Source organism: Saccharothrix carnea (assembly GCF_003014735.1).
GTDB classification, from domain to species: domain Bacteria; phylum Actinomycetota; class Actinomycetes; order Mycobacteriales; family Pseudonocardiaceae; genus Actinosynnema; species Actinosynnema carneum.
This window is the reverse complement of the sequence record NZ_PYAX01000007.1, coordinates 49755-74410: the sequence shown is the minus strand read 5'-3', so window position 1 is coordinate 74410 and position 24656 is coordinate 49755. Positions and strand designations below refer to the sequence as shown.

Below are 24656 nucleotides of genomic sequence, written 5' to 3'. Positions count from 1 at the left end.
ACGCGAGGAACAGTAGAGGCGGCGAGACGAGACGGCGGACCCGGCAGCCAGACCAGGCGGCCAGACGAAGCAACCGGACCAGGCGGCCAGGCGGGGCGGCCAAACGGGGCCCGGCCCGACAGGGCAGAGGTCAGACGCGGGCGCGGCGGCGCAGGCCCAGGCGGTGCGTCGGCAGCTCCAGGCCACCCCGCCGCGCCAGCACGATCCCACCCACGACGGCCGCCAAAATCGACACCGCACCACCGACGACCAGCGGCGCCCGCGCGGTGAAGTGCTCGGCCAGCCAACCCATCACCGGGCCGCCCACCGGGTTCCCACCCAAGAACACCAGCATGTACAGACCCATCACCCGACCGCGCATGGCCGGTGACACGGCCAGCTGCACGGTCGCGTTCGCGGTGGTCGTGAACGTCATCATGGCGATGCCGAGCGGAATCAATGCCGCACACGTCCACCATATTGTAGGCAATATACCGGCTACAATCTCCAGTATACCGAATGCCAAAGCCCCGACGATCAGCAACCGCATCCGTGGCTTGCCGTTCGCACTGCGCTTCGCGGCCAACGTCGCACCGGCCAGCGTCCCGACCGCCAGCATTGTAGACAGTAGACCGTATGCATCAGCGTCGCCGCCGAACGTGTTGCGCGCCAGCACGGCCAGCGTCACGTAGAAGTTCAGCCCGAAGGTGCTGATGAAGAACACCAGGCACAGCAGGATCACCAGGTCGGCGCGCTTGCGCACGTACCGCAGACCTTCCCGCAGCTGCCCCTTCTCCCGCGGCACGGGCTCGCCGCGGTGCAGTTCGGCCGCACGCATCAGCAGCAGCCCGCCCAGCACGCCGAGGAAGCTGATCGCGTTGATCAGGAACACCCACCCGGTGCCCACGAAGATGATCATCACACCGGCCACCGCCGGGCCGACCATCCGGGCCAGGTTGAACGTCATGGCGTTCAACGCCACCGCGTTGGTGAGCTGGTCGCGCCCGACCATCTCGACCACGAAGCTCTGCCGCACCGGCGTCTCCACCGCCGACACCGCGCCCAGCAACAAGCACAACAGGTAGACGTGCCACAGCTCGACCACACCGGACACGTCGAGCAGGCCGAGCGTCAGCGCGCAGAGCCCGAGCCCGGTCTCCAGCACGAGCAGCAGCTTGCGCTTGTCCATCCGGTCGGCGAGCACGCCCGCCCACAGCGACAGGAACAACGTCGGCGCGAACTGCAGCGCGGCGGCGATGCCGAGGGCGACCGGTGAGCCGTCGGACAGCTCCAGCACCAGCCAGTCCTGCGCGACGCGCTGCATCCACAGCCCGACCAGCGAGACGACCTGGCCGGACGCGTACAGGCGGTAGTTGCGGACGCGGAGGGAGCCGAACATGCGCCGGCGCGGCGGGGGTGGTGCGGGTGCGGCCGGGTTGCGTTCGACCTGGTCTGCCCCTGCACCACCCGCGTACGCCGGCACGTCGTTACTGCCCCGCCATCCTGTCGATTATCTCGGCGGCGCGCGACAGCACGCCCCGCTCCTCCGGTGTCAGCTCGGCCAGCCGCTTGTCCAGCCAGGCTTCCCGCGCGGACACCTCTTCGTTGATGTAGCCCAGCCCCGCCTCGCTCAGCTCCACGATGGCCTGGCGGCCGTCCGTGGGGTGGGGGCGGCGCGTGGCGAACCCGTACTCCTCCAGGGCGGCGATCACCCTGGTCATGGACGGTGGCTGGACGCCTTCCTTGGCGGCCAGCTCGCCCGGCGTCAGGGGTCCGCACTTGTGCAGCGTCGACAGCGCGGACACCTGGGTGAGCGAGATCGCGGAGTTCACCCGCTGCGCGCGGAGCCTCCGGGTGAGCCGGACGACGGCCAGTCTCAGCCGACTCGCCAGTCCCGCTTCAGCCTCGGTCTCCGCCACGTAGTTAGCATACCTCACGATCTCTGCGCCCATCGTGTGAACTTGCCCATCCGGCCGGCGGTCAGCCCGCGAGGGCGGCCTGGATCGGGCCGATCGCGAAGTAGACGACGAACGCGGTGGCCACGATCCACATGAGCGGGTGCACGCTGCGCGCACGCCCGGTGAGCGCCCGCAGCACCACGTAGCTGACGAAACCCGCGCCGATGCCGTTCGCGATCGAGTACGTGAACGGCATGATCACGATGGTGAGGAACGCGGGCAGGCCCACGGAGAAGTCCGCGAAGTCGATCTCCTTGATCTGCATGATCATCAGCGCGCCGACGACGACCAGAGCGGGCGCCGCCGCCTCGATCGGCACCACCGCGTACAGCGGGGTGAGGAACATGGCGGCCAGGAACAGCAGGCCGGTGACGATGTTGGCCAGCCCGGTCCGCGCGCCCTCGGCGATGCCGGACGCCGATTCGATGTAGACGGTGTTGGACGAGGACGACGCCGCACCGCCCGCGACCGCGCCGACACCGTCCACGAACAGCGCCTTCGACACGCCCGGCAACTGGCCGTCCTTGCCGATGAGCCCGGCTTCCTTGCCCAGGCCGGTCATCGTGCCGACGGTGTCGAAGAAGTCCGTGAGGACCAGGGTGAACACCAGCAGTGCGGCGGTCAGCGCGGGCACGCGGGTCCACGCGCCGAACGACACGTCACCCAGAAGGGAGAGGTCGGGCAGCCCGAACACCTGTTCCGGCAACCCGGGGTAGCCGAGGTTCCACCCGGCCGGGTTGGTGCCCTGCGACGGGCCCGCCTTGACGATCGACTCGACCACGATGGACAGCACGGTCGCCGCCAGCACGCCGATCAGGATCGCGCCCTTGACCTTGCGCGCGACCAGGATGCCGGTGACCACCAGGCCGACCACGAAGATGAACGTGGGCCAGGACGCGATGGACCCGTTGATACCGAGCCCGACCGGCACGGTGGTGCCCGCCGCGTCCGGCAGGCGTCGCACGAACCCGGCGTCGACCAGGCCGATGAAGCAGATGAACAGCCCGATGCCGACCGCGATGGCCGCCTTCAGCTCCGCGGGCACCGCGTTGAACACGGCCGTGCGGACACCCGTGACGACCAGCAGCAGCACCACCAGGCCGTTGACCACGACCAGACCCATCGCTTCGGGCCAGGACATCTGCGGCACGATCGTGACGGCCACGAACGAGTTGATGCCCAGGCCCGTGGCCAGCGCGAACGGGTAGTTGGCGACGAGTCCGAACAGGATCGTCATGACACCCGCGACCAGCGCCGTCACCGCCGCGACCTGCGGGATGGTGAGGATGTTGCCGAGCACGTCGACCTTCGCGCCGGGCGCGTCGGCGGCGAAGCTGCCCAGGATCAGCGGGTTCAGCACGACGATGTAGGCCATGGTCACGAACGTGACCAGCCCGCCGCGCACCTCCCGGCCGACCGACGAGCCGCGTTCGGAGATCTTGAAGAACCCGTCCAACCCGGACCGGGCAGGCCCACCCGGTGGCGTCTGCGCGGCGGGTGTCTCGGCGGTGGCCATACTCATCTCCTCGGCGGTCGGTCGGTGTGGCGAGCAGGCAGAGCGTGCCCCACGTGTGTTTCAGCCAGGTAGCCTGCCCGACGTGGCCGAACAGGACGCAACACCCCTCCCACCACCGCCCCCGCTACCGCCGAAACTGGCCGATCCCGTGCCCGCGATCGCGGTCGGGACGGCCCTGTGGTGGCTGGCGCTGGCCGCTGCGCTGGTGTTCGGGGACGGTTTCGGGGCCGTGGCGTGGACGTGCCTGTCCGGCGGCGTGCTGGGCATCATCGGCTACGGCGTCTTCACCTGGCAACGCTCCGCCGCCCGCCGCGGCACCCGCACCGCCCAACACGGCCAAGGCCTCGAGTGAGCGGCGCCACCCAACCCACCTTCACCCCGGCGGCCCCTGCTGCCCTCGGCCTGCCCGCACCCTGGACCCGGGCTGGCCACCGACCCGCCCGCGCCCCTCGGTACCGGCTGGCTCTCCGCCAACCCGCACCTTCGACCCCGGCTTGACCCCGCTCTACCCGCTCCGGCGCCCATGGCCCGGGCCGGCACTGGCGGCTGGCACTGCGGCGGCCACTGGCGCTGCGGCACGCCCCTCGGCAGACCCCCCGACAGATCACGCGGCGCACTTGCGGCTGACACGAGGGGCCGGGGCGCCGCGCCTCCTTCTTTTCCGGCAACAAATCCGGGGATTCCATTCATCCCCGAACCCGCATACCCAATAGGGTGATCTTGGCGCGGTCAGCCCAGCAGGACGGCCGGGGTCGGGTCGGCGATCAGTGCGGCGAACGTGTGGCGATCATCCCACCGGCCCGTCGTCCACGCCAGCGCACGCGCCAAGCCCTCTGGCGTATCGGCAGCGTGCACGACACCGGACTCCACCCACCACGACACCGAGTGCTCCGCACCCTCGGCCGCCACCACAAGATCATCGTGCACGATCAGCGAACCGTCCGGCAGGTCGACGCCCAGCAGGCCGCACGCCAGCCGCACCGCGCCCAGCTCCGACCAGATCACCTCGTCGCCCACCCCGACGACCGTCCCCGACACCTCTTCCGACGCCAACGGCAACGCCAGCAGTTCCGCCAGCTCCCCCGCCGCGCCGGACGACGCCAGCACCTGGCCCGGCGGCAGCACACCCAGCAGCCACGGCAGGTCGAGCACCAGCACGTCGTCGGCCGGCTCGGCGGCACCGGTCAGCACCCGCACCCGGTCCGGCGGCTCGACGCTCACCGAGTCCGCGACCTCCGCCAGCAACGCGTGCACCCGCAGCACCAGGGCGTCGGACAGCTTCCGCGCCGGATCACCCAGCCGCGCGATCAAATCCGTCACGTCGTCGGAATCCACCACGCTCAACGACGTCCGCACACCGGCAGCGGCGAGCACGTGCGGCGGCAGGCCCACGGACGGCACGACGTCGTACAGCCCCGCCAGCCCGTCCGCGTCGGGCAGCCGCCAAGACCCGAGCGGCACGCCGTCGATCGTCGCGTAACGGGCCAGCCACCAACCGGTGTACCCGTCCGGCTCGGTCACCGCTCGCCACGCCACCGGGTCGGCGGCCATCATCGCCAGCGCCGCGGGCCACTTGTCCCGCGCGACCAGGTCCAGGTCCCGGATGCCCAGCACCCGCGTGGGCGGCACGTCGAACGCGTCCCACCAGTAGCCCTCGTCTGCCAGGTCGTGGTCGGGCTCGGTGGGCGAGTCGTCGTCGACCACGGTGAACCCGTCGATCACGCCGACGTCGGTCAGCACCGACCGCGGCCACTCCTCCGCCACCGACGCGTCCAGCACCCCGAACGGCGCGTCGGTCTCCAGCACCGACAGCAGCGCCGAGTCCGGCAGCACGAGTTCGTCGGCACGCCGCCACTCGCCGTCCGCGGACGGCAGCGCCAGCTCCGACAGCCACGGTCGCCCACCGGCCCGCGACACCAGCCGCAGCACGGTCCGCACCAGCTCCGGCCCGTCCAGCGCGGGGTCGTCCAGGCTCCGGTGCACGGCCTCGCGCACCGCGTCGGAGTCCAGCAGCTCCGCCGGTCCGGCCTCGGTCGCGCCCAGCCGCAGCAGCAGCGGGTGCGCGGCCTCGGGGTGCGCGATCCGCAGCCCGGACACGGAGAACAGCTCCGAGTCCGTGCCGACCAGCACCCCGCGCGGGCTGCTCACCAGCCGGCCGTCGACCAGCGGCACGGGCAGGCTGCCCATCTCCTCGCGCGCGGTGGAGTCGACGTCCGCGACCGGTGACAGCGCGTCGTACACCTGGTGCCACCACGACGGGTCGCCGCCGACACCGGCCAGCGCGGCGACGACTTCGGACACGCCGAGCCGCGGCACTTCCAGCGCGGCCAGCGCCTTGGCGTGCGGCGGCAGCGTCAGCTCGTAGTCCAGGAGCCCGGGGATCACGTCCTCCAGCAGCTCGACCAGTTCGAACGACGCGAGGTCCAGCACCTTCGCGGTCGACGGCGCGGCCCACTCGCCGTCCGCCAGCGGCAGCCACGGCGCGTCCCTCAACGCCCGCAGGATCCCCGTCCGCAGCCGGTCGTCCACTTCGGACAGCGGGAACCCGGGCAGCGGCACCAGCGACGTCCGCTCGACCGCGGGCAGCTTGGCGACCAGCTCCGGGTACGCCGACGCGGCCTGCTCCAGCACGAACGTCGCCGCCGCGCCCGCCAGCACCCGCCGCCGGGACGGTTCCACGGGCAGCGTCGCGATCAGCCGCGCGGGCAGCGACAGCTTCTCGTCGGTCGGCGTGGGCGCGTGCAGCACGTCACCGGACAGCGGCTCGTCCATCGGCCACGCCCAGCACACCGACCACTGCGGCCGCGACTCGACGCCAGCGACCAGTGACGCGGGCAGTTCGCCACCCGCCCGGTGCACCAGCCACCGCTGTTGCCCGCCGGGCCCGGTCAGCTCCACCACGCCGGCTGCCTCGGACCGCTCCCACGCGTCCGCGCCGACCTCGACCCGCCGCAAGCCGGGCAACGCCAGCAGCAGGTCCGGCACCTGCGCCGCGAACTCGGCGAGCAGGCCGTCCGCGTGCACCTTCAACGGCAGCCGGACTTCGGTGTCGAACCCGTCCGGCAGGTCCGTCTCCTCCGACGGCCACACCAGCCGCAGCACGGGCACGTCACCGCCGCGCGCGGACGCCAGCGACGGCACCACCTCCCGGGTGCGGGCGGCCGAGAACGCCACCGCACCGGTACGCGACACCACGCGCGGCTCGTCCGTCACCGCCAGCACGGCGGCGAAACCCACGCCGAACTGGCCCACTGTGTCGGCGGCCTTCGACGACGCGCGCAACGACGCCAGCGCCGCGACACCGGCCGCGTCCAGCGGCGCACCCGTGTTCGCGGCACGCAACTCACCGTCCACAAGGGACAGCCGCAGCACGCCGGGCGCGTCACCGGCCGCGTCGGACGCGTTCTGCGCCAGCTCCACCAGCAGCCGGTCGCGGTACCCGCCGAGCCGCAGGTCCTCCTCGGCGTTGGCGTCCTCGCGGAACCTGGTCGGCGAGCCGCGCCACGCGGCCAGGACCGACTCGCGCAGCGCCTCGGTGCCGAACGGGTCCGCGCTCACTTCCCGCTCTCGGCGTTGGCCTCGACGTCGAGCACCGCGTCGTCGTAGACGACCTCGGCGACCGGCACCAGCGGGCCACCCTCGACCTCGGTCTCGGAGTGCGCGCCGCACCCGTACTCGACGTGCACGACGTGGCCGTCCGCCGGCGTCATCTCGTTCGCGCACACCCCGAACGCGGCGCCGAGCGAGCCGGCGATCCGGGTGTAGAAGCCACACGTGCCGCAGGTGGCGGGCGCGCTGCGGGCCATCTCGCTGCGCGGGCCGAAGTCGCCGCCGTGCCAGCGCTGGGCGGCGTCGAGCACGCCTTCGCGGGACAGCACCCGCACCCGGCCGAGCCCGACCTCCAGGGCCACCTCTTCGACCGCCGGGTCGTCCGAGCCGACGTAGCCGGGTGCCAGGCGCGGGTCGTCCTCGGGGGTGGGCAGCAGGTCGCCGACGCCGAGGTCGCCCGCGCGCACCCGCTCGTGCCACGGCACCCACTCGGGCGCGACCAGCGCGTCGTCGCCGGGCAGCAGCACGACCTCGCTCACCGAGAGCGGCGTGCCGGGGCCGGCGAACGCGACCGTGACGGCCCAGTTCCAGCCGCGGTAGCCCGCGTGCTCGGCCTCGAACAGGTGCGTCGCCGACACCTCGTCCTCGGCGACGGTGCCCACGTGGTCGCCGACGCGTTCCGCGCCCGCCTCCTCTTGTGCGGCGGCTCGGGCGAGCCGGACTGCCGCTGGGTCGGCGAGCGCTGGATCGGGCTGGCGGGTCGGCGTGGCGGTCACAGGTGGATTGTGCCGCACGTGTTCGCCGCCCCGTGCACACGTGCCACCCTTTCGGACGTGCGGTGGCTCCTGATGGCGGCGGTCTTCGTCTTGTCGGCGGCGTGCACCACCCCTCCGAGCGGTCCAGCGGGTGGGCCGACCCGGGTCGAGGTGCTGGGCACGCTGCCCCACGACACGGGCGCGTTCACGCAGGGCTTGGAGCTGTCCGGCGGTGTCCTCTACGAGGGCACGGGTCTGGAGGGCCAGTCGTCCCTGCGCCGCCTCGACCCCGACACCGGCGAGGTCGAGCACCGCGTCGACCTGCCCGAACCGCTGTTCGGCGAGGGCATCACCGTGGTCGACGACCGCATCTGGCAGCTCACCTGGCGGGACGGCGTGGCCATCGAGCGGGACCGGGACACGCTCGAGGAAGTGAGACGCGTCACGTACGACGGCGAGGGCTGGGGCCTGTGCCGTGACGGCGGCCGGCTGGTCATGAGCGACGGCAGCGCCGAGCTGACGTTCCGCGACCCCACCTCCTTCGTCGAGCACGGCACGGTCACCGTGCGCCGCGACGGGCAGCCCGTCACCCGTTTGAACGAACTCGAATGCGTGAACGGCCAGGTGTGGGCCAACGTGTGGCTGAGCGACGAGGTGGTGCGCATCGACCCGGCGAACGGGCAGGTCACCGCCACCGTCGACCTGAGCGGCCTGCGTCCGGCCGACGTGCCGGACAGCGCCGTGCTCAACGGCATCGCGGCCGTGCCCGGCACCGACGAATTCCTGGTCACCGGCAAGAACTGGCCGACGATCTTCCGGGTCCGCTTCACGGACGGGTGACCTACCGTCTCGCACGTGGACATCGACCTCGACAACATCGCCCGCGCCGCCGAGACCGTCGACCCCGTCTTCCGCGGCACACCGCAGTACGTCGACGAGCAGCTGTGCGCGGCGCTGGGCCGCCGGGTGACGGTCAAGGTCGAGACGGTCAACCCGCTGCGCAGCTTCAAGGGCCGCGGCGCCGACTTCATGGGCCTGACGCTGCCGCCCGAACGCCCCGTCGTGTGCGCCTCGGCGGGCAACTTCGGCCAGGCCGTCGCCTACGTGGGCCGCCACCGCGGGTTCCCCGTCCAGGTGTTCGTCTCGCAGTCGGCCGTGCCCGACAAGGTCCGCCGGATGAGGTCGCTCGGCGCGGCCGTGACCGAGGTGCCGGGCGACTTCACCGCCGCCAAGGACGCGGCCCGCGAGCACGCCCAGCGCCACGGCGCCATCTTCGTGGAGGACGGCCGTGACGTGGCCATCACCGAGGGAGCGGGCAGCATCGCCGTCGAACTCCTCCGGGCGGGCACGTTCGACGCGGCCGTGGTCCCGGTCGGCGACGGCGCCCTGATCACCGGCATGGCCCGCTGGCTCAAGGAGCACTCGCCGCACACGCGGGTCATCGGCGTGTGCGCGGAGGGCGCCCCGGCCGTCGCCCGCGCCTGGGCGGGCCGCCCGGTGGCCGACACGCCCACCGACACCATCGCGGACGGGATCGCCGTCCGCGTCCCCGTCCCCGCGGCCGTACCCCGGCTGAGGGCGCTCGTGGACGACATGGTTCTGGTGCCCGACGACGCCATCCGCGAGGCGATGGCGCTGGCCCGGGCCACGCTCGGCCTCGTGCTGGAACCGGCGGGCGCGATCGGCCTGGCCGCGATCGCCGTGGCCGACATCCCGGGCGAGACGATCGCCACCGTGCTCACCGGGGGCAATGTGTGAGACAGCCCGCACTCGGTGAGGCAGGATTGAAGGCGTGACACCCCCTCGGCCGGAAGACCCGTCGCGGCGGTACCCGTGGGAGGACGACGAGTACAAGCCGCGCACCCGGCCGTACCCGACGCCCGGCTCACCGCCGCCACCGGACCCTCCGCCGCACGGCCGCCCGACACCGCCCCGCGACCAGCACGGGCAACGCGAGTCCGCACGCTTCACCCCACCCCCGGACGACAAGCCGACCACGCCGACGCTGCCGAAGAAGCTCACCGTCACCCGCGTGGCGTGGTTCCGCACCAGGCAGCTCAGCAGCCAGGCCCTGGCCACGTTCCGCAAGGCCGCGCACGCCGATGGCGCCAAGCAGTCCGGCCTGTCGTCGCTCACCTACGCGGTGATGCTGAACTACGCCGCCGACGCCGCCATGGCCGTCGCGCTGGCCAACACCCTGTTCTTCTCCGCCGCCACCGGCGAGAGCCGCGGCAAGGTCGCGCTCTACCTGCTGATCACCGTGGCGCCGTTCGCGCTGGTGGCGCCGGTCATCGGCCCCGCGCTGGACCGCATCCAGCACGGCAGGCGGGTGGCGCTGGCCGCGTCCTGCGTCCTGCGGGTCTTCCTGTCCATCACGATGGCGCTGAACTTCGACAACTGGGGCCTCTACCCGGCCGCGCTGGGCAGCATGGTGCTGTCCAAGTCGTTCACCGTCCTCAAGGCCGCCATCACACCCCGCGTGCTGCCCCGTGAGATCACGCTGTCCAAGACCAACGCCCGCATGACGGTCTTCGGCCTCGCCGCGGGTGGCGTGTTCGGCGCGGTCGCGGCCGGTTTCGCGAACCTGTTCGGCTCACCGGGCGCGCTCTGGTTCACCGCCGTCCTCTGCCTGGCCAACGCCTACTACTGCCTGCGCATCCCGTCGTGGGTCGAGGTCACCGAGGGCGAGGTCCCCGCGTCGTTGAGGGCCAAGCCGCAGAAACCGAAGCGGCAGGCACTGGGCCGCACGGTCGTCGTCGCCCTGTGGGGCAACGGCTCGATCCGCATGCTGACCGGTTTCCTCATGCTGTTCGCCGCCTTCGTCGTCCGCGCCCAGACCGAGGGCGACGCGTTGATGCAGGTGCTCCTGCTGGGCGTCATCGCCGCCGCCGCGGGCATCGGCAGCTTCCTCGGCAACGCCGTGGGCGCCCGCCTGCACTTCGGCTCACCGGATCAGGTGGTCATCGGCTGCCTCACCGCCGCCCTCGCCACGGTGATCATCGCCGCCGTCCTCCCCGGCCTCGCCACCGCCGCGGCCGTGGGCCTGATCGGCGCCACCGCCAGTTCGCTGGCCAAGGTGTCGCTCGACGCGGTCATCCAGGACGACGTCCCCGACGAGTCACGCGCATCGGCGTTCGGCCGGTCGGAGACCATCCTGCAGCTCGGCTGGGTCTTCGGCGGGGCGCTCGGCGTGCTGCTGCCCACCGAGTACTGGATCGGCTTCACCGTCCTGGCCGTCCTGCTGGCCGTTGGCCTGGCCCAGACTGTCCAGACCAAGCGCGGCGCGACCCTGATCCCGGGCCTGGGCGGCGACCGCCCACTGCGGCCCGCACCCGTCGTGCCCAGGGCGGGCACGTAGGCTCGACCGCCGTGCGCCGAGTCCTGATCCCCGCGTCGCTGCTGGTCCTAGCCGGCTGCGCGGCAGCACCCACCGCCCCCGAGGTGACGTTCTACGCCGATGGCAAGACGATCAACGTCAAGCCGTCCCAGTACTGCGACCTGCAGTCGGAGAACTGCGACGTCGCCCCGGACGCGGTCGGCGTCCTGCGCGTCCGCCCGGGCAAGCCGGTCCAGATCTCCGTCCCGGGCGACCTGGCCGAATCCGCCTGGTCGGTCAAGTTCACCTACCGCAACGCCAAGGGCGAGCAGCAAGAACCACTGCGCAGCAAACTCTTCACCGAACGCGACCCGAAATACGCCTACACCCTCGTCCTGCCGAGCACGGACGACCAGCTGGAAAGCGTCGAGGTCCAGCAATACGGCGCCCGCATCGAAGCCAGCACCACCGGCGCATTCGACTTCGTCGCCCGAGCCACCTGGATCCTCTCCATCGACGACCGCTCCCACTAACCGCCACAAGGCCACCGGCCCCGCCCCCCACCGAGGCAACCGGCCCTCACCACACCCACACCGGACCCGCCGCCAGCCCACCGAGGCTCGATTTGACATGGGTTCGGGTGCTTTAGGCTGGTCGAAGCCGGCAGGCCTGGCGGCACGCTCTTCCCCGCCGGGCCTGCCGGCTTTGGCCTGCCTGGAGTGCCCGTAAGGGCCCCATGTCAAATCGAGCCGGACCCGCGCAACCGCCCCTGGGCGTTGAACTCACACGCTCCGAACGTTGGACTCTCACGCTCCGAACGTTGGACTCTCGCACTCCGAACGTTGGACTCTCGCGCCCTGAACGTACGACTCTCGCGTTCTGAGCGTTGAACTCACGGGTCCTGAACGTTCGACACGCACGACCTGAGCGTTCGACACGCGCGGATTGTTCGGGTTACGGGTCCAGCTCCCGGGCCACCGCGCGAACCACCTCGGCGATCAGCTTCGTGTTCTTCCGATCCGGGTACCGCCCACGCCGCAACTCCGGCTGCACCTTGATCTCCAGCAGCTTGATCATGTCCTCGATCAGGCCGTGCAGCTCCTCCGCGGGCCGACGACGCGCCTCCGCCACCGACGGCGCGGGGTCGATCAGCCGGACCGACAGCGCCTGCGGCCCGCGCCTGCCCTCGGCCATGCCGAACTCGATCCGCTGACCGGCCTTCAAGCCCTCGACACCCGGAGGCAGCGCGGATTTCCGCACGTAGACGTCTTCGCCACCGTCCTGTGTGACGAAGCCGAAGCCCTTCTCCGAGTCGTACCACTTGACCTTGCCGGTCGGCACCGTTCTCACCAATCCCTTTGCGATCACACGACGAACGCGCCCCGGGGCGTGCCCGAGGCGCGTCCCACCAGACTATCCAGAACACCACCGCCGGGGCACCTCCGATCGCGCGACTACCCGCCGACCGCCCCGACCGACCACCAACCACCGCTGACCACGCCGCGTCTACGCTTCACCCATGTCGACCCCGAAGCTGATGCCGCTCGCGGTGGCGCTGTTCGCGCTCGGCGTGGCGGCCATCGTCGCGATGTTCATCGCGGGCGAACGCGGCCTGCCCGCCTGGGTGTTCGCCGCGGGCTGGCTGCTCGCCCCCGCGGGTCTCGCGCTGGGCGTGTTCAGCGCGGTGCGCGGCGCCCGACCCCGGCGCTGAGCCGGTCCGCGTTCGCCCGCAGCCACGCCGGGAATTCCGTCAGGTCCCGCAGCACCACGTCCGCGCCCTCCGCCGTCAACTCCTCGGCGTCGCACGGCCCGCTCACCACACCCACCGACACGGCCCCGGCCGCCTTCGCGCCGCGCACGTCACCAACGTGGTCGCCCACGTACACCGCCGCGCCGTGCGCCTTCAACGCCTCGGCCTTCCCGATCGACCACAGCTCTCCGAAGAGGTGGTCGACCTCCCAGTCGAACGCGGCCAGGTGCAGCGCCGCGTTGGCCCGGTACTTGCCGGTGACCACGATCGTCGTCCCGCCCAGCTCACGCACCGCGGCAAGCGCTTGCGCCGCGCCCGGCAGGGCGACCGTGGCGGGGATGACGACCTCCGGGTACAGCTCGCGGAACCGGGCGATCAGCGCCGGGACGTCCTCCTCCGGCACGCCGAAGTCGCGGTAGATCATGTCCAGCGGCGGGCCGAGGTTGGCCGCGAAGTGCGCGCCGTCCAGCGGGTAGCCGCTCTCCGCCGCGACCGCGTCCATCACCGCCGCCATTCCCGGCCTGGGATCGATCAACGTCATGTCCAGGTCGAAGCCCACGGTCAACGGCACGGTTCGAACCCTATGCGCTGTGCCAAGCTTTGCGCCGTGACGGAACTCACCCGGGCACTGCTCGTCGCGGCGACGGAGTTGATCGCGGCACACGGCTCACGTGGCCTGCGCATGGCGGAGGTCGCCGTCAAGGCGGGGGTGAGCCGGCAGACCGTCTACAACGAGTTCGGCAACAAGGAGCGGCTCGTCCAGGCGGTGGCGCTGCACAAGACGGCCGAGTTCCTCGACGGCGTGCGCGAACGGCTGGTCAGCACCACCGACCCGCTGGAGGGGCTGCGGCGGGGCATCGGGTTCGCGTTCGACCTGGCCGCCAGGGACCCCTTGGCCAAGTCCGTGCTGAACGGCGCGAACGCCGAGGACATGCTGCCGCTGCTGACCACCAAGGGCCGGCCGGTGCTGACGCTGGCGACCTCGGTGTTCGCCCGGCACATCCGCGAGCACTGGCCCGCGCTCCCCGACGCCCGCGTGCACGTGATCGCGGACACGATCGTGCGGGTGGGCCTGAGCCACCTGCTCACCCCGAGCAGCCGTCGCCTGGAGTCGGTCGTGCTGGTGACCGAAGCCCTGCTCGGCAACGCCTGACAACCACACCCACCGCACCGCACCCGCCGCGCCGCTACCGCCGGGCCGCTCCCGCCCGAACCCGCCGCACGACCGGCGCAGTCCGGTGAACCCGCCGAGCACCCACGCGCCGCCCGGCCACCACCTTCGCCACCCCAGCCGACCCACGACCAGCTGCCCCACGACCAGCCACCGCACGACCGGCCCCACGACCACCCGCCGCACGACCGCCGACGACCCGCCGCGCGACCACCACCACCAACCCCGCCAACCCGACCAGCGCGACCGTCCACACCTTGCCCATGCGCTACCCCACCGTCACATCGTCGTAGGTCAGGCCGACGCGCTCGGCGGCCCTGGTGAGCGTGCGCAGGATCGCCAGCGACTCGGCGGGCCGCATCGACGGGCTCTCCGTCTCACCCGCCCGCACCCGCTTCACGACCTCGCGCAACTGCGGAACGTACCCCGCGCCTTCCTGCTCGTGCCGGTGCTCCACACCGTTCACCACGATCCGGCTCGGGTTGTAGAGCGCCTCCGGCACGTCCACCAACCCCCGCGTCCCGTACACGACCGCACCGGACTTCAGCGGGCTGACCAGCGAAGACCCCAGCAGCGCGTGCACACCGTCCGGGTAGCCGAGCAGCATCCCGATCTCGGCGTCCACCCCGCCGACCAGCCGCCCGTGCGCCTGCACCGTCTCCGGCTCGCCCAGCACCAGGTGCGCGAACGACACCGGGTAGATGCCCAGGTCGAACAGCGACCCGCCGCCCAGCGCCTTGTTCCACAGCCGGTGCTCCGGGTCGTGCTCCAGGGTGAACCCGAAGTCCGCCCGCACCGACCGGACCTCGCCGATCGCGCCCTCCGCGATCAGCTCGGTCATCCGCACGACGAGCGGGTTGAAACGGGTCCAGATGGCCTCCATGAAGAACAGGCCGCGCTCGTGCGCCAGGTGCACCACGTCCTGCAGCTCGGCCAGCGTCAACGTGGCCGGCTTCTCGCACAGCACGTGCTTGCCCGCCTCCAGCGCCGCGCGGGTCACCGCGTGGTGCTGGACGTGCGGCGTCGCCACGTAGACGACGTCCACGTCCGGGTCGGCCAGCAGGTCGGCGTAGTCGCCGTACGCGCGCGGGATCCCGTGCTTGGCGGCGAAGGCCTCGGCCTTGGGCACCGCGCGCGACGACACCGCGAGCACCTCGACGTCGGGCAGCAGGCGCAGGTCACCGGTGACGACGTCGGCGATGCCGCCCGTCGCCACGACACCCCAGCGGAGTTTGTTCGACACGGACGGAGCTTAACGGCAACTTGATCGGGCAAGATGGTCCCGTGAGGCTCATCCTGAACCTGATCTGGCTGGTCCTGAGCGGCTTCTGGCTGGCCGTCGGGTACGTGGTCGCCGGCGTGGTGTGCTGCGTGCTGATCATCACCATCCCGTGGGGGCTGGCGTCGTTCCGCATCGCGAACTACGCGCTGTGGCCGTTCGGGCGCACGGTCGTGGACCGGCCGGGCGCGGGCGCGCCGTCCCTGCTCGGCAACATCGTGTGGATCGTCGTCGCCGGGATCTGGCTCGCCATCGGCCACGTCGTCACGGGCGTGCTGCTGTGCGTGACGATCATCGGCATCCCACTGGGGGTGGCGAACTTCAAGCTGGTGCCGGTCTCCCTGATGCCCCTGGGCAAGGAGATCGTGCCCGCCGCCTGACGGCTCAGCCGGTCACCTCGTGCAGGCACAGCACGTTGCCCTCGCTGTCGTGGAACCAGGCCGCCTTCTCCGAGCCGAGCACCGCCACGTGGTTGACCGTCTTCAGGTCCGGCAGGTCGTAGTCCTCGAACCGGACACCGCGTCGTTGCAGGTCACCCATCTCGGCCTCCAGGTCGTCGACCTCGAAGCTGAGCACGGTGTGACCGCTCTGCGCGCCTTCCTCGGCGGGCATCAGGCCGAGCACGTCACCACGTCCGAGCTCGAACAGCCGGGTACCGTCACCGGCGCCGCCGATCGGCGTGAGGCCCAGCTGGTCGGTGTAGAAGTGGGACGCCCGGTCGGGGTCGGACACGGGCAGGATCGTCGTGGTCCTGGTCGCGGTGAGCATGGCGCGCCTCCTTGCGGTGGCAGCCATGCTGCGCCTGCTCCTACTGGTCCGCAACCAGTTGGACGACCAGGCACGGACCGCCGCTGTAGAGGCCTGCGTCCACGGCGAGCACCTTGCCGTCCGCGTACCTGAGCGGGCCGTCGATCTCCTCCGGCGCCACGCCCAGCTGGTCGGCGATGACGCTGTGCCCGTGCACGACCTCGTGGCCGCCGAGCACGTCGAGCAGCTCGGCCGCCACCTCGGCGCCGTCCGGGCCGCGGAACGCGTAGCGGGTGGTCATCTTGCGCCAGCACTCCCACCAGTGGTCCAGGTCGTCGCTCTCCAGCACGTCCCGCACGGCCTGGTTGACCTCGTCGATCGTGGTGCCCCACTCCAGGTAGGCGAGGGTGTCGGAGTGCATCAGCAGGTGGCCGTCCACCTCGGTGAGCACGCGACGGGTGGTCAGCCACCCGATGTGGGCGTCGGTGAGCCGGTCCTGGTCGCTGCGCAGGCCGCCGTTGAGCAGCCAGCTGCGGGCGAAGCTGCGCGGTGTCGGTGCGCCGGGCACGTTGCGGTCGCCGAACCGGTGCATGCCCAGGAGCAGCACCTCGTGGTTGCCGATGAGCGCGTCGACCTGGCCGCCGCTCTGCTCGGCCAGCCGCATCACGAACTCGATCACCCCGATGCCGTCCGGGCCGCGGTCCACGAAGTCGCCGAGGAACCACAGCTCCGCGTCACCGCCGCACCAGTCACCGTCGGCGTCGACCAGGCCCGCGGCGTGCAGGGCTCGGGTCAGTTCGGCGAGGTGCCCGTGCACGTCGCCAACCACGAAGAGCGGTCGTTCCACATCTGCGACGATAAGCGACTCGGGGGTGTGGTGCGCAAAAGTCGATCAGCGCCCGCCCCGCCCGCCACCGCCACACCTCACCCACCGGGGTGAGTTCGGGCTCGTTCGCCGTGACGAAAGCCGCCCCGCGACCCATCCCGCCGGCACGCCCCACCGACACCAGCACGCCACCACCGGCCACCACCACCGGCCACCGCTACCGGCTACCGGCTACCGGCTACCGGCCACCCTCCTCCGAGACCACCGGCTCCCCCCTCACTTCAGGCTGGGCCACGCGATCAACGCCTCCGCCTTCGCGCGGTCGCCGCTCACCCTCACCTCCCCCAACCCCACCCGCCGCCACAGCAGCAGGTACAGCTCCTCGGCCGTGCCGGTGACCCGGGCGTCCGCCGCACCCCCGGCGAGCCGCGCCGGACCCACCGACCCGTCCGTGCCCACGAACCACGTGGTGCCGGTGTCGGTCGCCGCCAACTCCAGCACCGCGCGCCCGCCCTCCCACGCCTTGCCGTAGAGGAAGCGCCCGAGGAACTCCTCGACCCCGTCCACCGCCAGCTCGGCAGGGATCGACCCGACCGCGCCCGCGGCCAGCCACGCGTCCCAGCAGTGCACGACCGCCTCGTGCGCCTGCCGTGACGCCAGGGCCGCCGCCGTGTCGCGCTCCTCGTCGTTCCACCACACCCACACCGGGGCGTCCGGCCCCGCGCCGCGCACGTACTCCTCGTGCACGGCGACGTACCGGGCGCTGATCTCCCGCCAGCCCTCGACCCGGTCCGGCCCGGTGTCGGCGGCCCGCCGCGCCGCCTCCTCGTCCGGGTACGCGCCCTTCGCCAGCACGACCGCGGTCCACCACGCCTGCACCTCCGCCAGGTGCGCCACCAGGTCGTCCACCGTCCACCCCGGACAGCTGGGCACCGGCGCACCGAGGTGGCCCGCCACCGCCTCGGTGAAGGACCCGCTGAACTCCTCGACGACCGCCAGGTGATTGATGCCCATGGCCGGCCACGTTAGCGCCGACCACCGACAATTCCAGCGTCGCCGCAGGTCAGCCCTGCTCCGGCAGCTCGTCCGGGAACGGGTCGGCCGAGTGGCCGACCAGGTCCGCGATCGACTTCACCACCCGCGTCGGCCGGTACGGGTACAGCTCGGCCGTCGACTCCGCCGAGATGCCGGTGAGCACCAGGATCGTGCGCAGCCCCGCCTCCAGGCCGGACCGCACGTCGGTGTCCATCCGGTCGCCGATCATCAGCGTGTTCTCCGAGTGCGCGCCGATCGCGCGCAGCGCCGACCGCATCATCAACGGGTTCGGCTTGCCCACGTAATAAGGGGCGCGGCCGGTGGCGCGTTCGATCAGCGCGGCGATCGAGCCGGTGGCGGGCAGCGACCCCTCGCGGGACGGGCCGGTCGCGTCCGGGTTGGTCGCGATGAACCGCGCGCCCTCCTCCACCAGCCGGATCGCCTTGGTGATCGCGGTGAAGCTGTAGGTGCGGGTCTCGCCGAGCACCACGTAGTCCGGGTCGCGGTCGGTCAGCACGTACCCGATCTCGTGCAGCGCCGTGGTCAGGCCCGCTTCGCCGATCACGAACGCCGAGCCGCCCGGCCGCTGCGAGTCGAGGAACTTCGCGGTGGCCAGGGCGGAGGTCCAGATCGCGGCCTCCGGCACCTCCAGGCCCGTGCGGGACAGCCTGGCCCGCAGGTCGCGCTGGGTGTAGATGGAGTTGTTCGTGAGCACCATGAACGGGATGTCGTTCGCGGTCAGTTCGGCGACGAACTCGCTCGACCCCGGGATCGGGTGCTCCTCGTGCACGAGCACGCCGTCCATGTCCATCAGGTAGTTCCACTGAGCGGCCATGGCGGACATGCTGCCGGCTCAGGCCTCGATCACGCGCCGCCGGAACGTTTCGATGAGCAGCTGGTTGTAGCGTTCCAGCACGTCACGCTCCTCCGGGGTGAAGCGCGACAGCACCTCGCGCAACGTCTCCTGCGCGCCGGCGAACAGGTCGCTGAACCGGCTCTCGTCGCCCACGGTCACCTCGACCAGCACCTTCCGCCGGTCGTGCGGGTCGCGCACCCGCCGCACGTACCCGGCACGTTCCAGCCGGTCGATCACGCCGGTCACCGCGCCGGTGGACAGCCCCGACAGCTCGGCGATCCGGCCGGCCGTGATCGGGCCGTCCGCGCGCAGGGCCAGGTCGAGGCACTTCTCGTCGGTGGGCGACAGGCCCATCCGCTCCGCCACGCGCGTGTGGAACATGACGGTGAGCGCGCTCGACTCCCGCGCGTAGACGCTGAACCGCTCCAGCACGTCCGCGGGCACCTCGTGCTCACTGGTCATGACGGCAATTTAGCGTTCCGGCGCACGGGTCCGGCATCCTCGTCCGACTCGCCACGCGCCGCCGTCCCCCATTTCCCTCAGCACCCACAAGTGTGAGCCGATTACCCTGGCAGGGGTGACAGCTGTCGAGTTGGGGCTACCCGTTGTGCGCGGCAACCCGGACACCTCCGAACGACCGGGTTCACCGCTGCTGGTGGACCGGTTCGGCCGGGTCGCCACCGACCTGCGCGTGTCGTTGACCGACCGCTGCAACCTCCGCTGCACCTACTGCATGCCCGCCGAGGGCCTGGACTGGCTGCCGAAGCCCGACCTGCTCTCCGACGACGAGCTCGTCCGGCTGATCCGCATCGCGGTGACCATGCTCGGCGTGACCGACGTCAGGTTCACCGGCGGCGAGCCGCTGCTGCGGCCCGGGCTGGACGACGTGATCGCGGCGACCGCGGCCCTGGACCCCCGCCCGAAGGTCTCGATGACCACGAACGGGTTGACCTTGGCCAAGCGCGCCGCGGGCCTGGTGGCCGCGGGACTCGACCGGGTGAACGTCTCGCTCGACACCCTCGACCCGGCGCGCTTCCTCCGGCTCACCCGGCGCGACCGGCTGGCCGACGTGTTCGCGGGCCTGGCCGCCGCGCGCGAGGCCGGGTTGGCGCCGGTCAAGGTGAACACGGTGCTGATGCGCGGCGTGAACGAGGACGAGGCCGTGCCGCTGCTGCGCCACTGCCTGGCGCACGGCTACCAGCTGCGGTTCATCGAGCAGATGCCGCTGGACCCGCAGCACGGCTGGGACCGCGACGAGATGGTGACCGCCGAGGAGATCCTGGCGTCCCTGCGCACCGAGTTCACCCTGACGCCCGAGCCGGGCGACCGGGGTGGCGCGCCCGCCGAGCGGTGGCTGGTGGACGGCGGCCCGGCGGTGGTGGGCGTGATCGCGTCGGTGACGCGGCCGTTCTGCGCGGCGTGCGACCGGACCAGGCTCACCGCGGACGGCCAGGTGCGGAACTGCCTGTTCAGCCGGTCGGAGACGGACCTGCGGGCGTTGCTGCGCGGTGGCGCGTCGGACGAGGACGTCGCGGGGGTGTGGCGCGGCAACGCGTGGGTGAAGGCCGCCGGGCACGGCATCGACTCGGCCGGGTTCAGCCAGCCGGACCGGCCCATGAGCGCGATCGGAGGGTGAGGTGCGGCTGACGGTGCGGTACTTCGCGGGCGCGCGGGCGGCGGTGGGGCTGTCCGACGAGAGCTTCGAGCTGCCCGGTGACGCGACCACGGTGGGCGCCGCGATCGACGCGGTGCGGGGCCGGCACGGCGCGAAGGTGGCCCGCGTGCTGCCCGCGTGCAGCTTCCTGCTCGACGGCGTGGCCGTGCGCGATCATGACACGGCAGTGTCATCCGGGGCGCAACTGGACGTGTTGCCCCCCTTCGCCGGTGGCTGACGCTTCTCCACTCATGCGGGTTAATACGTGAGGTAAACCTCACTTACGGTGATTGATCTCGACGAATCTCGGAACGGAAACAGACCGATAACGGTGCTCTGAGCTGGCTAAACAGGGCAGTCGGGGAGTCACTCTGTCGCGTTACAGTGACGTGCGTCACATGCCAGATCATTTGGCGCGCGGCTCCCGGTTACGTACCGTCGCTTCTCGGTTGGCCCCGACCGACCAGAGCTAGACCGGGACGCCTCGCACCGAACCTGTCCAACGGTGTCCCGGAACACCCCCCGAGCGAGAGACAACCACCGGACAGGGAACAAAGCCGAGCGGCGTACCGGGCCCGAACCCGAGCCGGTCGAGCAGGTGCGGGTGGCAGAGAGGGAAATGGCTTCTTACCGAGGCAAGCACCGTCCGACCACCAGTTCCACCGCCCGGAGCATCGCGAAGGTCGCCGTCGCCGGCGTCATCGTGGGCGCTCCGCTGGCCATGGCCGCCGGCACCGCCAACGCGCAGTCGGTCAACTGGGACGCGGTCGCCGCGTGTGAGAGTGGCGGCAACTGGAGCATCAACACCGGCAACGGCTACTACGGCGGTCTGCAGTTCCTGCCGTCCACGTGGACCTCGCACGGCGGTTCCGGCATGCCCCACCAGGCTTCCCGCGAGGAGCAGATCCGTGTGGCCGAGAACGTGCTGAAGACCCAGGGCATCGGTGCCTGGCCCGTGTGCGGGCCCAAGGGCCTCGGCGGCGCCCCCGCGCCGGTGAAGGCCAAGCCGGCCCCCGTGCAGCAGGCTCCCCAGCAGGCCGCTCCGGCCCCGAGGCAGTCGGCCCCCGTCCAGCAGGCGCCCGCCCCGGTCACCGTGGCGCTGCCGACCTCCAACCCGAACGGCGACTACGAGATCAAGGCGGGCGACAGCCTGTCGAAGATCGCGGAGGAGCTGAAGGTCGAGGGTGGCTGGGCCAAGCTGCACGAGCTCAACAAGGAGTTCATCCCGAACGCCGACCTCATCCTGCCGGGTCACAAGATCGCTACCAAGTGACTTGTGGCCGGCGCGAGTCGGTGCACGACGGAACCGGGACCTCGGACCGCCCCCCTCGGCGGTCCGGGGTCCCGACCCGTTCCCCGGCGTAGTGCCGAAGGCCCTGGTCAGGGCATGTTGACCCACTCGTCGGTGCCGTCGCTGAAGACCTGCCGCTTCCACACGGGCAGCCGCCGCTTCACCTCGTCGACGAGTTCCGAGCACACCGCGAACGCCTCACCCCGGTGCTCGGCGGACACCGCGCACGCCAGCGCCACGTCCCCGATCGCCAGCTGACCGACCCGGTGCGACACGGCGACGGCGCGCACGCCCTCGAACCGGCCCACCACGTCCGCCACCACCTCGGCCACCACTCCGGCGGCCGTCGGGTGCCCGACGTACTCCAGTTCGCGCACCGATCGCCCGTGGTCGTGGTCGCGCACCACCCCGGCGAACGTCACCACCGCGCCCGCCGCCGCGTGCTCCACCAGCTTGGCGTGCTCGTCCACGGACAGCGGCTGATCGCTGACGGTCGCCCGCAGCACCTCGGTCATGCGTGGTCACCTCCGGACACCTGGTCGACGGCGTGCTCCAGCACGGTCGCGAGCACGTCCAGCCCGTCGCGCACCCCGCCGGTCGAGCCGGGCAGGTTCACCACGAGCGTGCGGCCCGCGACCCCCGCCACCCCGCGCGACAGCACGGCCGCGGGCACACGTGGCCAGCCTGACATGCGGATGGCGTCGGCCACGCCCGGCACCTCGAAGTCCAGCACCGACCTGGTCGCCTCGGGCGTGCGGTCGGTGGGGCTGATGCCCGTGCCACCGGTCGTGATGACGACCGCGACACCGTCCGCCACGGCCACCCGCAGCGCCTCGGCCACCGGCTCGCCGTCCGGCACCACCACCGGTTCGGGTACGTCGTAGCCGCGCTCGCGCAGCCAGTCCACGATGATCGGCCCGCCGCGGTCGGCGTAGACGCCCGCCGAGGCCCGGTTCGACGCCGTGACGACCCTGGCCGCCTTCACGGGCGCTCCCACAGGCCGGTCTTGCCGCCTTCCTTGCGCTCGACCCGCACCGCGTCCAGCGACGCCGCCGGGTCGACCGCCTTCACCATGTCGTGCAGCGTGAGCCCGGCCACCGACACGGCCGTCAACGCCTCCATCTCCACGCCCGTGCGGTCGGTGGTGCGGACGGTCGCGGTGATGCGCACCTCGGCGTCACCCAGCGCGAGGTCCACCTTCACCCCCGACAACGCGATCGGGTGACACAGGGGCACCAGCTCCCACGTCCGCTTGGCCGCCATGATCCCCGCGATGCGGGCCGTGGCCAGCGCGTCGCCCTTCGGCAGGCCGTCGCTGCCCAGCAACGCCACCACTTCGTGCGTCGTGCGCAAGACGCCCGACGCCACCGCCGTGCGCGTGGTCGACTCCTTCTCGGACACGTCGACCATGCGTGCCGCGCCCGCGGCGTCCAGATGGGTGAACTGGTTGCTCATACGGCAATTATTGCCGCTGCTCCGCTGACGGCGGCTCGGTCGCCTGGAGGTCGAGTCAGGCGGTCTCGAGGGCGGCCTTCCGGACCGCTTCCGCGACCGCCGGGGCGACCGTGCTGTCGAACACGCTCGGCACGATGAACGACGCGTTGAGCCGCTCGCCGTCGACCACGTCCGCGATGGCCATGGCGGCGGCGATGAGCATCGAGTCGGTGATCGTGCGGGCGTGCGCGTCGAGCAGGCCCCGGAACACGCCCGGGAACGCCAGCACGTTGTTGATCTGGTTCGGGAAGTCGCTGCGCCCGGTGGCCACGACGGCGGCGTGCTTCTGCGCCTCCATCGGGTCGATCTCCGGGTCCGGGTTGGCCAGCGCGAACACGATCGCGTCGCTGTTCATCGTGGCGACCTGCTCGGCGCCGAACAGGTTCGGGGCGGACACGCCGATGAACACGTCGGCGCCGACCAGCGCGTCGTGCAGCCGCCCGCTGACGTTGTCCTTGTTGGTCGTCGCCGCGATGGACTTCAGGTTGTCGTCCAGGCCGGGGCGGTCGCGGTGCACGATGCCGTCCACGTCGACCGCGACCACGTCACCGGGCTCCTGCTTGAGCAGCAGCCGGATGATCGCACTGCCCGCCGCGCCGACCCCGCACACCACGACCTTGCAGTCGGTGATCTTCTTGCCGACCACGCGCAGGGCGTTGCGCAGCGCGCCGACGACGACGATCGCGGTGCCGTGCTGGTCGTCGTGGAAGACGGGGATGTCCAGCTTCTCCCGCAGCCGCGCCTCGATCTCGAAGCAGCGCGGCGCGGCGATGTCCTCGAGGTTGATGCCGCCGTAGACCGGGGCGATCAGCTCGACCGCGCGGATGATCTCCTCGGTGTCCTGGGTGTCCAGGCAGACCGGCCAGGCGTCGACGCCCGCGAACTTCTTGAACAGCGCGGCCTTGCCCTCCATGACCGGCAGCGCGGCGGCGGGGCCGATGTTGCCCAGGCCGAGCACGGCGGAGCCATCGGTGACCACGGCGACCGTGTTGCGCTTGATGGTGAGCCGGCGGGCGTCGTCCGGGTTCTCCGCGATCGCCATGCAGACCCGGGCGACACCGGGCGTGTAGGCGCGGGAGAGGTCGTCGCGGTTGCGCAGCGGCACCTTGGACGAGACCTCGATCTTGCCGCCGAGGTGGACCAGGAACGTCCGGTCGGACACCTTGCGGACCACGATCCCGGGCAGCAGCTCCAGGGTGTCGGTGATGTCCTTGGCGTGGTTGGCCGACAACGCGTTGCAGGTGAGGTCGATGATCACCCGGTCGGTGTGCGACTCGACGACGTCGAACGCGGTGATCACGCCGCCCGCCCGGCCGACTGCCGAGGTCAGGTCGCCGGCGGCCGACGCCGAAGGCGGGGCCTCCAGCCGGACGGTGATCGAGTAACCAGGGCCGGGGACCGGCATCGAACCTCCCAGAACAGCACAGCTCAAGAGGTTTCGAGCGTAGTCCGCACAGATATACGGAACGCGCGCGGCTCG

The 24656-nt window shown here is 71.7% G+C and carries 28 protein-coding genes; 11 read left to right on the top strand and 17 right to left on the bottom strand.

The window, feature by feature from the left end; translation table 11 throughout:
• Positions 1-130 precede the first annotated feature (130 nt).
• From B0I31_RS21345 to B0I31_RS21335, 3 genes are all read right to left on the bottom strand, one after another.
• A complete protein-coding gene (locus B0I31_RS21345; protein WP_425444381.1) occupies positions 131-1378 on the bottom strand; it encodes an MFS transporter in 1248 nt (415 codons plus the stop codon).
• 88 nt (positions 1379-1466) lie between these two features.
• Entirely contained in the window at positions 1467-1931 is a 465-nt protein-coding gene (locus B0I31_RS21340) for a MarR family winged helix-turn-helix transcriptional regulator (protein WP_106617148.1), read from the bottom strand.
• 28 nt (positions 1932-1959) lie between these two features.
• Positions 1960-3453, bottom strand: coding sequence for an NCS2 family permease (locus B0I31_RS21335; protein WP_106617147.1), 1494 nt, complete (start codon positions 3451-3453; stop codon positions 1960-1962).
• Between the two features lie 82 nt (positions 3454-3535).
• On the opposite strand from B0I31_RS21335, the gene B0I31_RS40725 reads away from it, so the two are divergent.
• On the top strand, positions 3536-3805 hold the full coding sequence (locus tag B0I31_RS40725) for a DUF2530 domain-containing protein (RefSeq protein ID WP_181320300.1): 270 nt from the start codon (positions 3536-3538) through the stop codon (positions 3803-3805).
• A 377-nt stretch (positions 3806-4182) separates the two neighbouring features.
• Here B0I31_RS40725 and B0I31_RS21325 read toward each other — a convergent pair whose 3' ends face one another.
• Complete coding sequence (locus B0I31_RS21325; protein ID WP_106617146.1) at positions 4183-7011, bottom strand: sacsin N-terminal ATP-binding-like domain-containing protein; 2829 nt, start codon at positions 7009-7011, stop codon at positions 4183-4185.
• Entirely contained in the window at positions 7008-7778 is a 771-nt protein-coding gene (locus tag B0I31_RS21320) for a DUF3027 domain-containing protein (protein WP_245950200.1), read from the bottom strand. The genes B0I31_RS21325 and B0I31_RS21320 overlap by 4 nt, the downstream gene beginning before the upstream one ends.
• A gap of 72 nt (positions 7779-7850) precedes the next feature.
• Between B0I31_RS21320 and B0I31_RS21315 the strand changes: the two genes are divergently transcribed.
• From B0I31_RS21315 to B0I31_RS21300, 4 genes are read left to right on the top strand one after another with little or no spacing between them, the layout of a single operon-like run.
• Positions 7851-8597 (top strand): glutaminyl-peptide cyclotransferase, encoded by a 747-nt coding sequence (locus B0I31_RS21315; protein ID WP_106617518.1) that lies wholly within the window; start codon positions 7851-7853, stop codon positions 8595-8597.
• A gap of 15 nt (positions 8598-8612) precedes the next feature.
• Entirely contained in the window at positions 8613-9515 is a 903-nt protein-coding gene (locus tag B0I31_RS21310) for a threonine ammonia-lyase (RefSeq protein WP_106617144.1), read from the top strand.
• A gap of 34 nt (positions 9516-9549) precedes the next feature.
• Complete coding sequence (locus tag B0I31_RS21305) at positions 9550-11115, top strand: MFS transporter (protein ID WP_106617143.1); 1566 nt, start codon at positions 9550-9552, stop codon at positions 11113-11115.
• A gap of 11 nt (positions 11116-11126) precedes the next feature.
• Positions 11127-11606: a DUF2771 family protein gene (locus tag B0I31_RS21300; protein WP_106617142.1), complete on the top strand. Its 480-nt coding sequence runs from the start codon at positions 11127-11129 to the stop codon at positions 11604-11606.
• A 421-nt stretch (positions 11607-12027) separates the two neighbouring features.
• On the opposite strand, the gene B0I31_RS21295 is transcribed toward B0I31_RS21300, so the two are convergent.
• Positions 12028-12414: a cold-shock protein gene (locus B0I31_RS21295; RefSeq protein ID WP_073887878.1), complete on the bottom strand. Its 387-nt coding sequence runs from the start codon at positions 12412-12414 to the stop codon at positions 12028-12030.
• 178 nt (positions 12415-12592) lie between these two features.
• Here B0I31_RS21295 and B0I31_RS21290 point away from each other — a divergent pair, with 178 nt between their 5' ends.
• The gene (locus B0I31_RS21290) at positions 12593-12784 is read left to right on the top strand and encodes a hypothetical protein (RefSeq protein WP_106617141.1); all 192 of its coding nucleotides are present in this window, start codon (positions 12593-12595) and stop codon (positions 12782-12784) included.
• Here the strand turns inward: B0I31_RS21290 and B0I31_RS21285 are convergent.
• On the bottom strand, positions 12750-13394 hold the full coding sequence (locus tag B0I31_RS21285) for an HAD family hydrolase (RefSeq protein WP_106617140.1): 645 nt from the start codon (positions 13392-13394) through the stop codon (positions 12750-12752). The two genes, B0I31_RS21290 and B0I31_RS21285, sit on opposite strands and share 35 nt — an antisense overlap.
• Positions 13395-13430: 36 nt before the next feature.
• Between B0I31_RS21285 and B0I31_RS21280 the strand changes: the two genes are divergently transcribed.
• Positions 13431-13976, top strand: a complete 546-nt coding sequence (locus B0I31_RS21280; protein WP_181320273.1) for a TetR/AcrR family transcriptional regulator — start codon at positions 13431-13433, stop codon at positions 13974-13976.
• Positions 13977-14262: 286 nt separating this feature from the next.
• Here the strand turns inward: B0I31_RS21280 and B0I31_RS21275 are convergent, their stop codons facing one another.
• Positions 14263-15237, bottom strand: a complete 975-nt coding sequence (locus B0I31_RS21275) for a Gfo/Idh/MocA family protein (RefSeq protein ID WP_106617138.1) — start codon at positions 15235-15237, stop codon at positions 14263-14265.
• Positions 15238-15278: 41 nt separating this feature from the next.
• Here B0I31_RS21275 and B0I31_RS21270 point away from each other — a divergent pair, with 41 nt between their 5' ends.
• The gene (locus B0I31_RS21270) at positions 15279-15653 is read left to right on the top strand and encodes a YccF domain-containing protein (RefSeq protein WP_106617137.1); all 375 of its coding nucleotides are present in this window, start codon (positions 15279-15281) and stop codon (positions 15651-15653) included.
• A 4-nt stretch (positions 15654-15657) separates the two neighbouring features.
• Here the strand turns inward: B0I31_RS21270 and B0I31_RS21265 are convergent, their stop codons facing one another.
• From B0I31_RS21265 to B0I31_RS21245, 5 genes are all read right to left on the bottom strand, one after another.
• A complete protein-coding gene (locus tag B0I31_RS21265) occupies positions 15658-16068 on the bottom strand; it encodes a VOC family protein (protein WP_245950196.1) in 411 nt (136 codons plus the stop codon).
• A 13-nt stretch (positions 16069-16081) separates the two neighbouring features.
• Positions 16082-16867 (bottom strand): metallophosphoesterase, encoded by a 786-nt coding sequence (locus B0I31_RS21260; RefSeq protein WP_106617135.1) that lies wholly within the window; start codon positions 16865-16867, stop codon positions 16082-16084.
• A 255-nt stretch (positions 16868-17122) separates the two neighbouring features.
• Entirely contained in the window at positions 17123-17860 is a 738-nt protein-coding gene (locus B0I31_RS21255) for a maleylpyruvate isomerase family mycothiol-dependent enzyme (protein ID WP_106617134.1), read from the bottom strand.
• 49 nt (positions 17861-17909) lie between these two features.
• The gene (locus B0I31_RS21250; RefSeq protein WP_106617133.1) at positions 17910-18716 is read right to left on the bottom strand and encodes an HAD-IIA family hydrolase; all 807 of its coding nucleotides are present in this window, start codon (positions 18714-18716) and stop codon (positions 17910-17912) included.
• A gap of 18 nt (positions 18717-18734) precedes the next feature.
• Positions 18735-19199: a MarR family winged helix-turn-helix transcriptional regulator gene (locus tag B0I31_RS21245; protein WP_106617132.1), complete on the bottom strand. Its 465-nt coding sequence runs from the start codon at positions 19197-19199 to the stop codon at positions 18735-18737.
• Positions 19200-19314: 115 nt separating this feature from the next.
• Between B0I31_RS21245 and moaA the strand changes: the two genes are divergently transcribed.
• From moaA to B0I31_RS21230, 3 genes are all read left to right on the top strand, one after another.
• Entirely contained in the window at positions 19315-20373 is a 1059-nt protein-coding gene (moaA, locus tag B0I31_RS21240; protein ID WP_106617131.1) for a GTP 3',8-cyclase MoaA, read from the top strand.
• Between the two features lies 1 nt (position 20374).
• Entirely contained in the window at positions 20375-20629 is a 255-nt protein-coding gene (locus B0I31_RS21235) for a MoaD/ThiS family protein (protein WP_106617130.1), read from the top strand.
• Positions 20630-21010: 381 nt separating this feature from the next.
• Positions 21011-21664, top strand: coding sequence for a transglycosylase family protein (locus tag B0I31_RS21230; protein ID WP_106617129.1), 654 nt, complete (start codon positions 21011-21013; stop codon positions 21662-21664).
• A gap of 107 nt (positions 21665-21771) precedes the next feature.
• Here B0I31_RS21230 and B0I31_RS21225 read toward each other — a convergent pair whose 3' ends face one another.
• From B0I31_RS21225 to B0I31_RS21210, 4 genes are read right to left on the bottom strand one after another with little or no spacing between them, the layout of a single operon-like run.
• Positions 21772-22197: a molybdenum cofactor biosynthesis protein MoaE gene (locus B0I31_RS21225; protein ID WP_106617128.1), complete on the bottom strand. Its 426-nt coding sequence runs from the start codon at positions 22195-22197 to the stop codon at positions 21772-21774.
• Positions 22194-22667 (bottom strand): MogA/MoaB family molybdenum cofactor biosynthesis protein, encoded by a 474-nt coding sequence (locus B0I31_RS21220; RefSeq protein WP_245950194.1) that lies wholly within the window; start codon positions 22665-22667, stop codon positions 22194-22196. The genes B0I31_RS21225 and B0I31_RS21220 overlap by 4 nt, the downstream gene beginning before the upstream one ends.
• Positions 22664-23137 (bottom strand): cyclic pyranopterin monophosphate synthase MoaC, encoded by a 474-nt coding sequence (gene moaC / locus B0I31_RS21215; RefSeq protein WP_106617126.1) that lies wholly within the window; start codon positions 23135-23137, stop codon positions 22664-22666. Before moaC ends, B0I31_RS21220 begins: the two co-directional genes overlap by 4 nt.
• A 55-nt stretch (positions 23138-23192) precedes the next feature.
• The gene (locus tag B0I31_RS21210) at positions 23193-24581 is read right to left on the bottom strand and encodes an NAD-dependent malic enzyme (protein ID WP_106617125.1); all 1389 of its coding nucleotides are present in this window, start codon (positions 24579-24581) and stop codon (positions 23193-23195) included.
• Positions 24582-24656 lie beyond the last annotated feature (75 nt).